The organism is Bacillus sp. 0102A, from assembly GCF_036765155.1.
GTDB lineage: Bacteria > Bacillota > Bacilli > Bacillales > Bacillaceae > Bacillus > Bacillus subtilis_G.
This window is the reverse complement of sequence record NZ_JBAIZW010000002.1, coordinates 85,371-99,126: the sequence shown is the minus strand read 5'-3', so window position 1 is coordinate 99,126 and position 13,756 is coordinate 85,371. Positions and strand designations below refer to the sequence as shown.

Genomic DNA, 13,756 nt, shown 5'->3' with positions numbered 1-13,756 from the left:
GTCCTTGAATATAATAAGAAATAAAGTATTTCTCGGGAAAGCGCAAGATTCCTTATCATTCCCGATAAAAGCAATTGTTTCGACACATGATAGGCGTTTGTCACAAAGGGCATCCGCTTGAATATCATATAGAGAGAACAGAGAGGTGAAAATGTTGGAGCGCGCTGTGACATATAAGAACAACGGACAGATCAACATTATTCTTAACGGACAAAAGCAGGTGCTGACGAATGCTGAGGCAGAGGCGGAATATCAAGCTGCATTGCAAAAAAACGAAGCGAAGCACGGTATTTTAAAGGAAATGGAAAAAGAGATGAGCACGTTGGTTGGGATGGAGGAAATGAAGCGTAACATCAAGGAAATATACGCTTGGATTTTTGTAAACCAAAAACGCGCAGAGCAAGGCTTGAAGGTGGGGAAGCAAGCCCTGCACATGATGTTTAAAGGAAATCCGGGAACAGGAAAAACGACGGTTGCTCGGCTGATCGGCAGGCTGTTCTTTGAAATGAATGTCTTGTCAAAAGGCCACTTGATAGAAGCAGAGCGGGCTGATCTGGTCGGGGAATATATCGGCCACACCGCCCAAAAGACGAGAGATTTAATCAAAAAATCATTAGGAGGCATTTTGTTTATAGACGAAGCCTACTCGCTGGCAAGAGGCGGCGAAAAGGACTTTGGGAAAGAAGCGATCGACACGCTCGTCAAGCATATGGAAGATAAACAGCATGAGTTTATTTTGATCCTCGCCGGATATTCTCGGGAAATGGATCATTTTCTCTCATTAAATCCCGGTCTCCAATCAAGATTTCCCATCTCTATTGATTTTCCGGATTATTCTGTCACCCAGCTCATGGAGATAGCGAAACGAATGATCGCAGAAAGAGAATACCAGCTCAGTCAAGAAGCGGAATGGAAATTGAAAGATTACTTAATGACAGTAAAAAGTACGACAAGTCCCATTAAATTCAGCAATGGCCGTTTTGTCAGAAATGTAATCGAAAAATCGATCAGAGCGCAAGCCATGAGGCTTTTAATGGGCGATCAATACTTAAAGAGCGACTTGATGACCATTAAAAGCCAAGATCTTTCCATTAAAGAAGAAGCATCTGGCTCCGTATAGGCCTCTCAGCTATCGAGAGGTCTGTTTTTTGTTGTATTTCTAACTTTTCAAAGCAGTCGATTTGTGGTATACACATGCAGGGTTTGGTATGATAATACTACTGCCCAATATGCAAAAGAAAGGAACATCCATTTGAACGAACAGGAAACAAGACAGGAAAAAGCCATTTTAGTCGGATGTCAGCTGCCGCATATCACGGATGAGCATTTTGAAAATTCTATGGAAGAGCTTGCATCTCTGACAAAAACAGCAGACGGAACCGTATTGACCAGCGTCACTCAAAAAAGGAACAGGGCTGACGCCGCTACATATATAGGAAAAGGAAAGGTAGAAGAGCTGAAGGCATTGGTGGAAGAGCTTGAAGCTGATCTCCTTATTTTTAATGATGAGCTGTCGCCGAGTCAATTGAAGTCATTGGCAACTACAATTGAAGTGAAAATGATTGACCGCACGCAATTGATATTAGATATTTTCGCAAAGCGGGCGAGAACGAGAGAAGGCAAACTCCAGATTGAACTGGCTCAGCTGCAATATGCACTTCCGCGTCTGACGGGGCAAGGAATTAATCTCTCCCGGCAAGGCGGAGGAATCGGGGCGAGAGGTCCCGGGGAAACAAAACTGGAAACCGACCGCCGCCATATCAGAAATCGTATTCATGAAATCAACACACAGCTCTCGACTGTCACTCGCCATAGAAGCCGATACCGTGAAAGAAGAAAGAAAAATGGCGTGCTTCAAATTGCGCTTGTCGGATACACAAACGCGGGGAAATCGACATGGTTCAACCGCTTGACAAGTGCAGACAGCTATGAAGAAGACCTTCTGTTTGCCACACTGGACCCGATGACCAGAAAAATGGTCCTGCCAAGCGGCTACAGCGTACTTCTGTCAGATACAGTAGGATTTATTCAGGATCTTCCGACGACACTGATTGCTGCATTTCGGTCAACACTTGAGGAAGTCAAAGAAGCGGATTTGATCCTGCATTTGATTGATTCCTCTAATGAGGATTACCCGGGACACGAAAAAACGGTGCTTCGGTTGCTTGAGGAACTTGAAGCCGATGACATCCCAATGCTGACGGCTTACAATAAGCGTGATCAAAAGCTGCCTGACTTTATTCCGACGGCCGGGAGAGATCATATTATGGTCAGTGCGAAATTTGAGGAAGACGCTGATACGTTTAAAGAAGCGATTCAGCGCTATTTGCGCCAAGAACTGTTAACGTCTTTTGAAGCACGTGTGCCGGCAAGTGAAGGGAAGCTTCTTTCCAGAATCAAATCGGAAACGATGGTTGACCGGTTCTGCTTTGATGAAGAAAATGAACGGTACGACATATCAGGTTATGTACAAGAAGAGCAAAGCATCATCGGTGAATTAAAGAAGTATATGTAGGAAGGAAATACAAAAACATGTTTGACACATTAACACACGGAGAATTATTGGAAAAAACGGCAATGGAAGTGGAAGCGGACATTGCCGGCGTTCATAAACAAATAGAAGAAATCAGTGAGCGCAATGAATGGAGAGTGCTTCAAAGCTATAGAAAACACAAAGTAAGCGACACTCATTTCACGCCGTCTACTGGATACGGCTATGATGATATCGGAAGAGATACGCTTGAAAGCATTTATGCGGATGTGTTTGGCGGAGAGTCGGGATTGGTAAGACCGCAAATTATCTCAGGCACACACGCCATTTCCATTGCTTTGTTCGGGGTTCTCAGACCGGGAGACGAACTCCTTTATATCACGGGCAAGCCATATGATACGCTAGAAGAAATTGTGGGCGTCAGAGGCGGAGAAAACGCTGGGTCATTAAAGGATTTTCAAATCGGCTACAATGCGGTTGATCTGACGGAAGACGGTAAAATAGACTATGATGCAGTCGCCGCTGCGATCAATCCGAAGACGAAAGTAATCGGCATTCAGCGCTCAAAAGGATATGCGAATCGTCCTTCTTTCTTACTCAGTGAAATAAAAGAAATGATCCGTTTCGTAAAAGAAATCAATGAAAACCTGATCGTTTTTGTGGACAACTGTTACGGAGAATTTGTGGAGGACCTTGAGCCTTGCCATGTCGGAGCCGATCTGATGGCGGGGTCTCTCATTAAAAATCCCGGCGGCGGCCTTGCGAAAACAGGCGGCTATCTCGTTGGGAAAGCGAAATGGATTGAAGCTTGCTCATACCGTATGACGTCACCGGGCATCGGCAGGGAAGCAGGGGCATCTCTTTATTCGCTCCAAGAAATGTATCAAGGCTTCTTTTTGGCGCCTCACGTTGTGTCGCAAAGTTTAAAGGGAGCTGTGTTTACAGCAAGGTTCCTAGAAAAACTAGGCTTTACTTCAAACCCTAAATGGGATGCGAAAAGAACGGATTTGATTCAATCTGTTGAGTTTTCTGACAGAGAAAAGATGATTGCCTTTTGTCAGGCGATTCAATATGCATCACCGATCAATGCGCACGTGACCCCTTATCCGGCCTACATGCCGGGATATGAAGATGATGTCATTATGGCAGCAGGCACATTTATTCAAGGAGCAAGCATCGAATTATCAGCAGATGGACCTATCCGCCCGCCGTATGTAGCGTATGTTCAGGGAGGATTAACCTATTCGCATGTGAAGAATGCCATCTGCAGTGCAGTGGATTCACTCATGGAAAAGCAATTAATTTAAATTTTTTAAAAATTTCACTGAATTTGATGTTAAGAATCCTTACATCTTATTGACACAAAATATAACATCACCTATAATGAAACTAAGTTAAGAAAAGGAGGAAATTGAGATGAGTGATAATATTCGCCGCTCAATGCCTTTATTTCCAATAGGAATTGTCATGCAGTTAACTGAGTTATCAGCAAGGCAAATTCGATATTATGAGGAAAATGGACTGATATTTCCAGCGAGAAGCGAAGGGAATAGACGATTATTTTCGTTCCATGATGTAGATAAACTGTTAGAAATCAAGCACCTGATAGAACAAGGTGTAAACATGGCAGGAATTAAACAAATTCTGGCGAAAGCAGAAGCCGAACCAGAGCAAAAACAAAACGAGAAGACGAAAAAACCAATGAAGCATGATCTGTCCGATGACGAACTAAGACAGCTCCTGAAAAACGAGCTCATGCAAGCCGGCCGTTTTCAACGAGGGAATACATTCCGCCAAGGCGACATGTCCCGCTTCTTTCATTAATCCGTTAGCAACTGTTTTGCTATATACATTTACCTTTTAAGAGGAGGAGTTTTACGAAATGGCAAAGTACACTAGAGAAGATATCGTAAAATTAGTAAAAGAAGAAAACGTGAAGTATATCCGTCTTCAGTTTACTGACATTCTTGGAACAATCAAGAACGTTGAAATTCCTGTAAGCCAGCTTGAAAAAGCGCTTGATAATAAAGTCATGTTTGACGGTTCTTCTATTGAAGGATTCGTTCGCATCGAAGAGTCAGATATGTACCTGTATCCAGATCTGAATACATTTGTTATCTTCCCATGGACAGCTGAAAAAGGTAAAGTAGCACGTTTCATCTGTGATATCTACAATCCGGATGGCACACCTTTCGAAGGTGACCCGCGAAACAATTTAAAACGGATTCTGAAAGAAATGGAAGATCTCGGCTTCAGTGATTTCAACCTCGGACCTGAGCCTGAATTCTTCTTATTCAAATTAGACGAAAAAGGCGAGCCGACGCTTGAACTAAACGACAAAGGCGGATATTTCGACTTGGCTCCAACTGACTTGGGAGAAAACTGCCGCCGCGATATCGTACTTGAGCTTGAAGAGATGGGCTTTGAAATCGAAGCGTCTCACCACGAAGTAGCGCCTGGCCAGCACGAAATCGACTTTAAATATGCTGGTGCTGTCCGCTCTTGCGACGATATCCAAACGTTTAAACTAGTCGTCAAAACAATTGCCCGCAAACACGGTCTGCATGCGACATTTATGCCAAAACCGTTGTTCGGTGTGAACGGTTCCGGTATGCACTGCAATCTCTCACTCTTCAAAGATGGCGTTAACTCATTCTATGACGAAAACGCAGATCTTCAGTTAAGTGAAACAGCGAAACACTTCATTGCAGGTATCGTGAAGCACGCAACAAGCTTTACAGCAGTAACAAACCCGACTGTGAACTCTTACAAACGTCTTGTCCCTGGCTATGAAGCACCTTGCTACGTAGCATGGAGCGCGCAAAACAGAAGCCCGCTTATCCGTATCCCGGCTTCCCGCGGCATCAGCACACGTGTTGAAGTACGAAGCGTAGACCCAGCTGCTAACCCGTACCTTGCACTCAGCGTATTGCTTGCTGCAGGCTTAGACGGAATCAAAAACAAACTGGAAGCGCCAGCTCCAATCGACCGCAACATCTACGTGATGAACAAAGAAGAGCGCATGGAAAACGGAATCGTTGACCTTCCAGCAACACTTGCGGAAGCGCTAGAAGAATTCAAATCAAACGAAGTCATGGTCAAAGCGCTAGGCGAGCACCTATTCGAACACTTCATCGAATCAAAAGAAATCGAATGGGATATGTTCAGAACACAAGTTCATCCTTGGGAACGCGAACAGTATATGTCTCAGTATTAATCTCTCAATCCCTTGACACTATTGGTGTCAAGGGATTTTTTGATTTTGATTAATAGAATGAGGAATTAGTATTTTTGGTCAATGACCAAATTATGACCAAACATATTTGAAGTTAGAAATCTAACTCTGCGATTGAGGACATAAAATATTACAAATTTAGAAGCGTATATGTATTGGTGTATTTATTACACAACCTATAGGAGGTAATAAATGAGAGTCATTAAGGGAGAACATTGAATATGATCCTTTTAAGGTTAAAGGACATCAGTGAAGTTGAATTTAACTTTGCCTCAAGAATATAAAAATTTGATCATAACAAAATGGTGGATTGATTTAATTTTAATGCGTTCCAAAGAAATCAGGAAACATCTTGGTCAGACGACCATATTGAAGTTGAGGGGTTACCACAAAAACTGTTGTTCATACAGGGAGATGGACACAAATGGGTTGCATTAGATTATCGCCAAACTAATGAGAATACACCTGTACAGTACTTTGACCTTGAATTAAATACTGACTTTAGGATTGCCGACTTATTTGATGAATTTTTATCTAAGCTATACACATATGAATGCGAAGATGAAATTCTTGAATACGATAACTTAGATTTTGATGAAATTCATACTATTAATCTAAATGATCCTGATGCTATACAGAAAGAAGAAGTCGAAAAAATATTGGTTAGTAAGAATTCTATGGAGTTTCATAAAATTTCTCTTTTTCCAATCCAAGATCTCGAAGACCTAGTGTGGATACTGCACATTATTAGAGAAAATTCCATAGGGCAAAAGGTGATATGGCTTTTGAATTGGCTGATGTATTGATATCAATTGTTTCTTCGTACACACACCAAATAAAGTCGAACAATTTAAGAACTATAGTTTGAGAAGCTGCTCAGGAGGTAGGAAAGTCCAAAAACGAAGATACTGAGATGATTTTAGATCAACTTAAAGACTTCATGTAAAACAAACTTTAATTTCCTCTCTTGTTTATTCTTAATATCATCTTGACAAGAATGGTAATGTGTTAAAATCTTAAGAATAGAAGGAATCAATGAAAAAAGTATACAGAGGATTAAGACATTCGTTTTGAGTTAGTTTCTGCCGATCATGTTTTGGTATATTCATATTATCGTTGCTGTCTCATACAATGGAAAAGTTAGCTTTTTTGATGAAAATCTAAATAAGAAAAAATCTTTCAAATTCTATGCAGGCAATAGTGAAATGTTATTGAATGATATTAAATTTGATGATAGTAACATGTACGTCCTTATCAAAGGGTTTGACATGCAAAAAGAGAATGTCTTAGGGAAAATAACCTCCTATGACTTAAAATCAGGGAAAAAGGTTAACACAACACCATTAAAAGTGAAAAAAGAATGGGAAATTGCTCGTTTTGAATTATTGCATAATGAATAAGATTAGGAGGATATCTCATTTGGGTGGTCCTGCATTTTTAATACTACTTGTACTGCCGGCTGTATCATTTATCTTAGGGATAATTGGATACTTTATTTTCAAAAGAGTATGGGTAACAACCTTGATTATATTCGTATTCTCTTTAGTTTTTATGCTAATTGAAATAGGATTAGAGCCAACTTTTTTAATCTGGGTGTCTATCATGACAGTTGTATGTTTTATATCTGGAATTCTAACTAAATCCATTGTAACTTTGATTAGAGGATGATAGTAGAAGCGAAGCTTTGCGATAACGTTGACAGCATTTTTGTCGTACATTTCTTTCAATAAAACCTTAAGTAATATGGGAACTTGATTTGCTCCTAATTAACCCCTTTTATAAGGGGGTTTGATTTATTACCAACATTCACATTGAACTTTTGTTCTTATTTGTATTGAATAGAGAACATTTGTTCCGCCAATATTAGATCAATAAAGGAGTGGGTCGATATGCTTAGAGATCGAGGAACAATCAAATTTATATTAAATGTCAAGAACTTAATTTAAAACCAGTTTCGGGAAGTCTTTTTATATAATGTCACACAAAATGTAATGGAAAAGTAGGTGTTTTAAAGTGATTCGTGACAGAGGCCGAATTAAGTGGGTTTCCATGATGTTACCGGAATATGTAAAATTACTAATGGCATACAATGAAAGTTTAGATAAAGTTAAAAAAACGGTTTTGGATGAACAAAAAATATGAAGAATTTAATGAAATTATCTGCGGGGCTATGGAAGGGAACATTATTCTACAATTCACCTTCTATCAAAAAGGGGAAATGAAGAAACTTGCGGTAATATTCATTATATCGACAGCTAAAAAGAGAATTGCGAATTGTTGATTACTCGACTAAAAAACATGTTTTAAAATTAGGAGATATTATTGAAATTGAGCAATATTAAGAAAATTAGAAATGCAAACTTAATAAGGGGTAGCGTAAGGTCAGGAAAATGCTAATATTTAAAAGCCCAATTTCTAAGTATTGAATTTGAAAAATTGGGCTTTTTTCACTCCGCAATCGCGCCCTTTTTCTGAACAAAGTTGCGATCTTCATATAGTGCTTATAGACAAGGGGGGATTCCAACAGAGGTAGTTATCAGTTGATTAGCTTGGTAATTGAAGATGATGAAAGAATCAATGAAGGACATATTAGAAAACGTCCTTAAAGTTGAAAGCACCTTAAAAAACAGCGACTATAAACAGTTTTTCTTAACTGGCCAAGTTTAAATCAGCGACTGACATTCGTTAAATTACTTCCCCATTCTCCGTTTGGGGTTAACCAACTTATTATTCTATCCTCAAGCAGATCACCAACAACTTCTTCATATTTTTTTCGATAAGGCTTTGGCAATTCTTCCTGTAACCAACTGTCTTTTGTACCTTGCCAGATTTCATAAATTACAAGATCATCTGGTTTTTCAATATCATCACTTATAATAGCATTTATAAAGGTAGGTTCGTTTGACATCACTTCAACAAGTGAATAAAGTGATTTTCGAAAAGCTTCTTTTTTGCCTGCTTTAACTTTGAAACGAACGTTTAAAACAACTTGATTGGCATAGTTAGTCATAGTAATACCCCTCAAAAAGTTTATTTAAGAATATTCCCGTTAAACCTATTTCCTAGTGTAATAGAATGCGCTTCCTTATTCAACAAAAGTGCTATTTGTTCCAGAATATGCGCCCCGTTTTAACGATTAGCCTTCTTCCATTCCCTCGCAATTATTCAGCCTTTATTCTCCTTCGGTGATCCTCCACAATATGGCCCTTTAATGGAATAAAGAAGGGTGAAAGTATATTAAGTTTCAATAATATAGTTTTCAAACTGTTCGTAAACCCACTTTTGTTGTTATCTACTAGGATGATTCCGTTCAAGTGAGTTCAGAGCTATCTTACGCTCACTGAGCGGCTTAACCGCAATTGACTGACCGTCTTTGTAGATAGCACCAAAGACACAGTAAACAATCTTATGGTCTGATTTTTTGGACATAAAACGTTCCATTACAGCCTCAAAGTCAGGAGCACCACCTGGGGCAGCTACAATAACTTCACCATCGAGTACTGTTCCATCTGGAATATCTAAGTCCAAGAGTTCTGGAAACTTGCTTGTTATTTCATTGTTGTGACGAGTATATAGCTTAATCTGGAAAAGTTGCACCGTTTCACCCCTTTGGATTGGTTATCTAAAGGGGTGTTTTTATATTGAAAGAAAAAGAACATCTGAAGTTGAAAGTGGATTAAAAAACTGTTGAGTGACAATAGAGTTGTTCCGTTAAAGGGCCATATTGTTGAAGATCAACAGGAACTTTTAGGAAGGAAAATGATGTTAAAATGAAGCTTAAAGCAAAGGAGGTGTTAGAAAATTGTGTTATGAAGTTGTAAATACAACAGTGTTTTCTCTGGAAAACGGTGGAGGTAACCCGTGTCCTGTTGTTTTGAATGCAGATAGTTTAACAACAGATAATATGCAAAAGATGACAAAGGATTTTGCTCATGAATCAGCCTTCGTTTTAAAACCAACTCGTTCTGATTGTGATGTAAAGATTCGTTTCTTTGTTCCATTACATGAGATGGAAATGTGCATCCATGCGACTATAGGAAGCATTACAGTTCTCGTTAACCGAGGTATGATAAAACATTCAGCGACTATAGTGGAGACAATGTTAGGGCCTGTTAAAGTTGAATGGGAAGTAAAAGGATCGAATTTAGATGTTAATGTGGATCAATTCTCCCCCCAATTTTTGAATGTAAATCCTACAGTAGAAGAAATATGTAAAGCATTATGTATTGGAATAGATGACATAAATAATTTTCCTATTCAATCTGTCTCTACGTCTCGTTATAAACTAATTATTCCTTTAAAAAGCGTGGGAACTCTTAACAATCTTAAACCTAATTTTGAATACCTTTGGAAATTATGTGATGAGTTTAACACTACTGGGTTTTATCCTTTTGCCATTGAGCAGGAAAGCAAGCAATATATCCAGGCACGTCAATTTCCTAGGAGAGCTGGATACAACGAAGATCCGGCAACTGGTGTAGCCGCATCTGCATTAGGGGCATATTTAACCGAAAATAAGGTGTTCTACCCGTTAAAAGATGGTTGGAACAGCTATAAGATTATTCAAGGAGTCGCTATGGGGCGGCCTAGTATTATTAAATCCGAAACTTTTATACAAGAAAGCAAAATTATTAGAACCCGAGTAAAAGGAAACGCAATAGAAAAACTCTGTTAATGGTCTTCAACAAACGGGCGCGATTGTTGAACAACATAGGTAGAAAATGATTAATCTTTTTTATAAAAACCAAACTAAAATCTAATGAAGAAGAAGCCATTTTGATCAATCTTTTTTCAAAATGGCTTCTATTTATTTATCGTAAAATAAGGGTTTGTAAGGTATTTTTGCTCAAACCTTATTTCAAAGCTACATTTTTAAATTACCATAGATTACCTAAATGCAGTTTTTAAACTTTCGAAGTTCAGCGGCGTTGGTCCCGGGTGGCATGAAGCCACTACCCCCTAACCATTTATTATCATTGAGAAATTTCTGTACAAATATATTCGAGGTAACATCGGCTATTTATGTACAGTGACATAATTATGTACACGTAATGAATTAGGTAAAAACGCATGTTATATAAGTACGTGGATATATTTTTTAATATTGTACATTACCATTTATTGAGATACTTTCAGCTCAGTGATATAGTCCTCGTCATCAAGCGGTTCCTTTATCAAATGCAATAACATTGGCGATACAAACAAAATATCACCTTCTACTTAGAATACAATAGCTAAGCGAAAGTGATATAAAAGCAATATGGCAGTGGGACTTAATGGGCTTCAATAAGATCAGGTGAATTGTTTTTAGGTGAATTCACTAAAGATGAAACCCGGTATGCTTCCATGTCATTGGGGCCGTATGGCTGCAGTAAGTTTTGCAGATAATCAGGATCAGTATTTTTAGGGTTGAGCCATTCCCTTTCATTGTGATTAGTAAGGATAACCGGCATCCGATCATGAATGTCTTCCATAAGCTCATTAGGCTTTGTTGTGATAATTGTGCAAGTATACAACGGATTGCCTTCTGGTGTGTTCCACTTTTCGTATAAGCCTGCAAAAGCGAAGAGGTTGGACGATTTAAGTTTAATCCGCATAGGAATCTTAGTCTTTGGATCAAGGCGTTTCCATTCATAAAAACTGTCAGCGGGTATGATACAACGTTTGCTGACGAGCGGCTTTCGAAAACTTGGTTTCTCGGCCAATGTTTCAGCTCGAGCGTTGATCATTTTATAACCAATCTTTTCATCTTTAGCCCAAGGAGGGATAAGCCCCCATCTAAGTTTGCCCAGACGGTTGTTTGATCCATCGTTAATGATTGTAAGGATGTTTTGTGATGGAGCGACATTATAGCTTGGGTGATATTCATCTTCAGATAAGAATTGATCTATATTGAATTGCTCAATGATGTCATCAAACTCAGAGAATAAAGTGAACCTGCCACACATGTTCATCATCCTTTAGGGTTTTTGAATATTGTACAGGCTTGATACATGAAAATCAAAAAGGAGGAATGTGATGCAGCAAACAGTTGAGGTTAAAGAAGTTGAAGTGTTGATTAGGGGAATATGAAGAAAGAAAAAGTTCACTGATATTTATACATTCAACAGTTTTCTGGTAGACTGTACTATAATAAGAAAGCCCCCAAAATTGGGGCTTGAATCTGCGTTAATAACCATTAAATCCCTTAATTTCAAAGTTTTCTGTATCGAGATTTAGGCTATTCAATTGCTTTAACAACACTTCGAATTTTAAGCAGTCACCGTTTCTTAATTCTTCTGGAATATCTTTATGACTTGCAATTTTCATTCCAGTCTCAATCCACTGTTTTCGGTATAACTGAATTGCAGCTTCAATTAAGTGATCTGGAGTTACTATAAAACCTAAGCTTACGTCATGATCTTCACTGTAGCCGTATTCAAAATCGCAACAAGGGCAGATATCAAATGTTTTTTGATACTCACCATCATTGTTTAAGGGGTTTTGAATTAATCCTTTATATCCGCAAATTAAACATGTATATAATTTTGCCATAGCAATCCCTCTTTATAAGTTCCTATTGATTTTTATAATAATTATAACCAGCTTTTTTATTTGGATGTTTTGGCTTGATTGTAAGTTATTATAGTATCTTTATTTCCTTGTCGTTCTACAGATAAGAATTCATTTGTCTTCTTATTACCTTCAGGGGGATGGTCATCTTACTTAGCGGGTTTAGCAAATATGGTTATTTTAGGCGAATATCCTGTTGTTTATTTTAAAGATCGTAAAGAGTTTAAAATGGCTGGGGCGACACTAATGACACGCCACAATGTTACAATTTATGAAGATAAAGATCGCAAGAAAAAAATTGGCTCAGATAGCTTTATCATTACAGATAGAGGTGGACCAAAAGCTGCTGATAAATAAGTTTAACCAAAAAATCCTCCCAGAAAGGGAGGATTAATACTACATATTGACTAAAGTGTAAGTCAATGAAACGATGAATAATAAATACGAAATATAAGAAATTGCTTTTGAAGAACTTGTTTTATGTCTTTGGAATGTATAAATAAGTGCAAAACCTAGGAAGAAAACTGTTACAAACCAAGAAGTGTATTGTGGAAAGATGGCGACCAGCAAAACCATGATTGTTGAAAAAATAAATGATGAGTAATGAGTAACTTTATGATCATTATTCAAAGAAATCACCTCTACAAATTTTTACCCAATTTAGTGTGTATTAAAACATTATATAAAAAGGAGAATAGAAAAATGCCAAACATTATTTTAAAGAACAAGATGAAGCAATTAAATAATTTAGAAACAAATTAAATTTATCAGACAAAGACTTATACATCCCGTTGATTAATTTTGAACTACTTAGAGACAAGAATGAACAATAATTTCACACAGAATCGAGAGAAAAAGTGATGGAGATTAAGGTCGGCCAATACTACGCTCTTGAATACACTGATGAAGAAGGGAGCACGGAAATAAATATAATTAAAATCTTACCAAGCCTACCGCATAGGTCAGATGCTCTTGCCAAATCTGAAACGTTGTATGTCAAAGACGGTCAAGTGCGTAATATGTACACAAATGATTGGGCTAAAGAGTCAATTAAGCGTATAGCCACCAAAGCTGAAATTACGTTGTTTAATAAAACCAGAGAAAAAATAGGTGAGCTAAAATCAGATGGGGAACTTGTAAGTTCTGAATAAAACAGCAGTTTTAATTAGATATGACCTCACTGTATAATAAAGGAAACAGATCGGGGGATTGCAATGAAAACTCTTAAAATTTAAATTTGATAATTCGTTCTTTGACTTACATGCAGCGTTTAAAGTTAATTTGGATCTTCAAACAGATTATGATATCCAGAAGGATATGATTATGATAAGTAAAGCGATACTCAAAACAGCTGGCTATACAAACTCCTTAATCTAAGATACATACATTAGATATGAAGATAACAACTCAGTTTATTGTCATTATTGCTTTGAAGAAACTAAGTAAATTTTCGCCATCATAAACTCTGGTCTATATTT

At 38.0% G+C, this 13,756-nt stretch carries 15 protein-coding genes and 4 pseudogenes; 12 read left to right on the top strand and 7 right to left on the bottom strand.

The genetic code is table 11. The annotated features are described in order from the left end of the window. Positions 1-151: 151 nt before the first annotated feature. From spoVK to V6D41_RS05085, 8 genes are all read left to right on the top strand, one after another. Positions 152-1,120 (top strand): stage V sporulation protein K, encoded by a 969-nt coding sequence (spoVK, locus tag V6D41_RS05120; protein WP_148961936.1) that lies wholly within the window; start codon positions 152-154, stop codon positions 1,118-1,120. Positions 1,121-1,252: 132 nt separating this feature from the next. After that, the gene (hflX, locus tag V6D41_RS05115; protein ID WP_333517492.1) at positions 1,253-2,515 is read left to right on the top strand and encodes a GTPase HflX; all 1,263 of its coding nucleotides are present in this window, start codon (positions 1,253-1,255) and stop codon (positions 2,513-2,515) included. Positions 2,516-2,532: 17 nt separating this feature from the next. Beyond that, entirely contained in the window at positions 2,533-3,798 is a 1,266-nt protein-coding gene (locus tag V6D41_RS05110) for a methionine gamma-lyase family protein (protein ID WP_333517491.1), read from the top strand. A gap of 109 nt (positions 3,799-3,907) precedes the next feature. After that, positions 3,908-4,315: a transcriptional repressor GlnR gene (gene glnR / locus V6D41_RS05105; protein ID WP_003238341.1), complete on the top strand. Its 408-nt coding sequence runs from the start codon at positions 3,908-3,910 to the stop codon at positions 4,313-4,315. Between the two features lie 58 nt (positions 4,316-4,373). Then, the gene (gene glnA, locus V6D41_RS05100; protein ID WP_087991491.1) at positions 4,374-5,708 is read left to right on the top strand and encodes a type I glutamate--ammonia ligase; all 1,335 of its coding nucleotides are present in this window, start codon (positions 4,374-4,376) and stop codon (positions 5,706-5,708) included. 416 nt (positions 5,709-6,124) lie between these two features. After that, positions 6,125-6,532 (top strand): hypothetical protein, encoded by a 408-nt coding sequence (locus V6D41_RS05095; RefSeq protein WP_333517490.1) that lies wholly within the window; start codon positions 6,125-6,127, stop codon positions 6,530-6,532. 285 nt (positions 6,533-6,817) lie between these two features. Continuing rightward, positions 6,818-7,126 carry a hypothetical protein gene (locus tag V6D41_RS05090; RefSeq protein WP_333517489.1) on the top strand — a complete coding sequence of 103 codons (309 nt, stop codon included), beginning with the start codon at positions 6,818-6,820 and terminating at the stop codon, positions 7,124-7,126. Continuing rightward, a complete protein-coding gene (locus V6D41_RS05085) occupies positions 7,119-7,394 on the top strand; it encodes a DUF2651 family protein (protein ID WP_333517488.1) in 276 nt (91 codons plus the stop codon). The genes V6D41_RS05090 and V6D41_RS05085 overlap by 8 nt, the downstream gene beginning before the upstream one ends. Before the next feature lie 1,000 nt (positions 7,395-8,394). Here the strand turns inward: V6D41_RS05085 and V6D41_RS05080 are convergent. Continuing rightward, positions 8,395-8,736, bottom strand: a complete 342-nt coding sequence (locus V6D41_RS05080; protein WP_148961749.1) for a putative quinol monooxygenase — start codon at positions 8,734-8,736, stop codon at positions 8,395-8,397. Positions 8,737-9,020: 284 nt separating this feature from the next. Beyond that, positions 9,021-9,311: pseudogene (locus V6D41_RS05075) on the bottom strand (ATP-dependent DNA ligase); the annotation flags it as partial. 217 nt (positions 9,312-9,528) lie between these two features. Between V6D41_RS05075 and V6D41_RS05070 the strand changes: the two are divergent. Continuing rightward, positions 9,529-10,401: a PhzF family phenazine biosynthesis protein gene (locus tag V6D41_RS05070; protein ID WP_333517487.1), complete on the top strand. Its 873-nt coding sequence runs from the start codon at positions 9,529-9,531 to the stop codon at positions 10,399-10,401. A gap of 455 nt (positions 10,402-10,856) precedes the next feature. Here the strand turns inward: V6D41_RS05070 and V6D41_RS05065 are convergent. The 4 genes and pseudogenes from V6D41_RS05065 to V6D41_RS05050 all read right to left on the bottom strand — a co-directional run. After that, positions 10,857-10,931, bottom strand: a pseudogene (locus V6D41_RS05065) (hypothetical protein); the annotation flags it as partial. 68 nt (positions 10,932-10,999) lie between these two features. Then, positions 11,000-11,674, bottom strand: coding sequence for an SOS response-associated peptidase (locus tag V6D41_RS05060; RefSeq protein ID WP_333517486.1), 675 nt, complete (start codon positions 11,672-11,674; stop codon positions 11,000-11,002). A gap of 220 nt (positions 11,675-11,894) precedes the next feature. Continuing rightward, positions 11,895-12,260 carry a hypothetical protein gene (locus tag V6D41_RS05055; RefSeq protein ID WP_333517485.1) on the bottom strand — a complete coding sequence of 122 codons (366 nt, stop codon included), beginning with the start codon at positions 12,258-12,260 and terminating at the stop codon, positions 11,895-11,897. Positions 12,261-12,282: 22 nt separating this feature from the next. Continuing rightward, positions 12,283-12,406 (bottom strand): annotated as a pseudogene (locus V6D41_RS05050) (SAR2788 family putative toxin); the annotation flags it as partial. A gap of 43 nt (positions 12,407-12,449) precedes the next feature. On the opposite strand from V6D41_RS05050, the gene V6D41_RS05045 reads away from it, so the two are divergent. After that, positions 12,450-12,635, top strand: coding sequence for a hypothetical protein (locus V6D41_RS05045; RefSeq protein WP_333517484.1), 186 nt, complete (start codon positions 12,450-12,452; stop codon positions 12,633-12,635). Between the two features lie 39 nt (positions 12,636-12,674). Here the strand turns inward: V6D41_RS05045 and V6D41_RS05040 are convergent, their stop codons facing one another. Next, entirely contained in the window at positions 12,675-12,908 is a 234-nt protein-coding gene (locus tag V6D41_RS05040) for a hypothetical protein (protein WP_148961745.1), read from the bottom strand. A gap of 107 nt (positions 12,909-13,015) precedes the next feature. Between V6D41_RS05040 and V6D41_RS05035 the strand changes: the two are divergent. Continuing rightward, positions 13,016-13,108: pseudogene (locus V6D41_RS05035) on the top strand (hypothetical protein); the annotation flags it as partial. 30 nt (positions 13,109-13,138) lie between these two features. Further along, entirely contained in the window at positions 13,139-13,429 is a 291-nt protein-coding gene (locus V6D41_RS05030; protein WP_333517483.1) for a hypothetical protein, read from the top strand. Positions 13,430-13,756 lie beyond the last annotated feature (327 nt).

Coding starts and splice junctions, on each gene's coding strand:
- spoVK (WP_148961936.1), top strand. CDS start 152: ATGTTGGAGCGCGCTGTGACATATAAGAACAACGGACAGATCAACATT.
- V6D41_RS05110 (WP_333517491.1), top strand. CDS start 2,533: ATGTTTGACACATTAACACACGGAGAATTATTGGAAAAAACGGCAATG.
- glnR (WP_003238341.1), top strand. CDS start 3,908: ATGAGTGATAATATTCGCCGCTCAATGCCTTTATTTCCAATAGGAATT.
- glnA (WP_087991491.1), top strand. CDS start 4,374: ATGGCAAAGTACACTAGAGAAGATATCGTAAAATTAGTAAAAGAAGAA.
- V6D41_RS05090 (WP_333517489.1), top strand. CDS start 6,818: ATGTTTTGGTATATTCATATTATCGTTGCTGTCTCATACAATGGAAAA.
- V6D41_RS05085 (WP_333517488.1), top strand. CDS start 7,119: ATGAATAAGATTAGGAGGATATCTCATTTGGGTGGTCCTGCATTTTTA.
- V6D41_RS05080 (WP_148961749.1), bottom strand. CDS start 8,736: ATGACTAACTATGCCAATCAAGTTGTTTTAAACGTTCGTTTCAAAGTT.
- V6D41_RS05060 (WP_333517486.1), bottom strand. CDS start 11,674: ATGTGTGGCAGGTTCACTTTATTCTCTGAGTTTGATGACATCATTGAG.
- V6D41_RS05055 (WP_333517485.1), bottom strand. CDS start 12,260: ATGGCAAAATTATATACATGTTTAATTTGCGGATATAAAGGATTAATT.
- V6D41_RS05045 (WP_333517484.1), top strand. CDS start 12,450: ATGGTTATTTTAGGCGAATATCCTGTTGTTTATTTTAAAGATCGTAAA.
- V6D41_RS05030 (WP_333517483.1), top strand. CDS start 13,139: ATGGAGATTAAGGTCGGCCAATACTACGCTCTTGAATACACTGATGAA.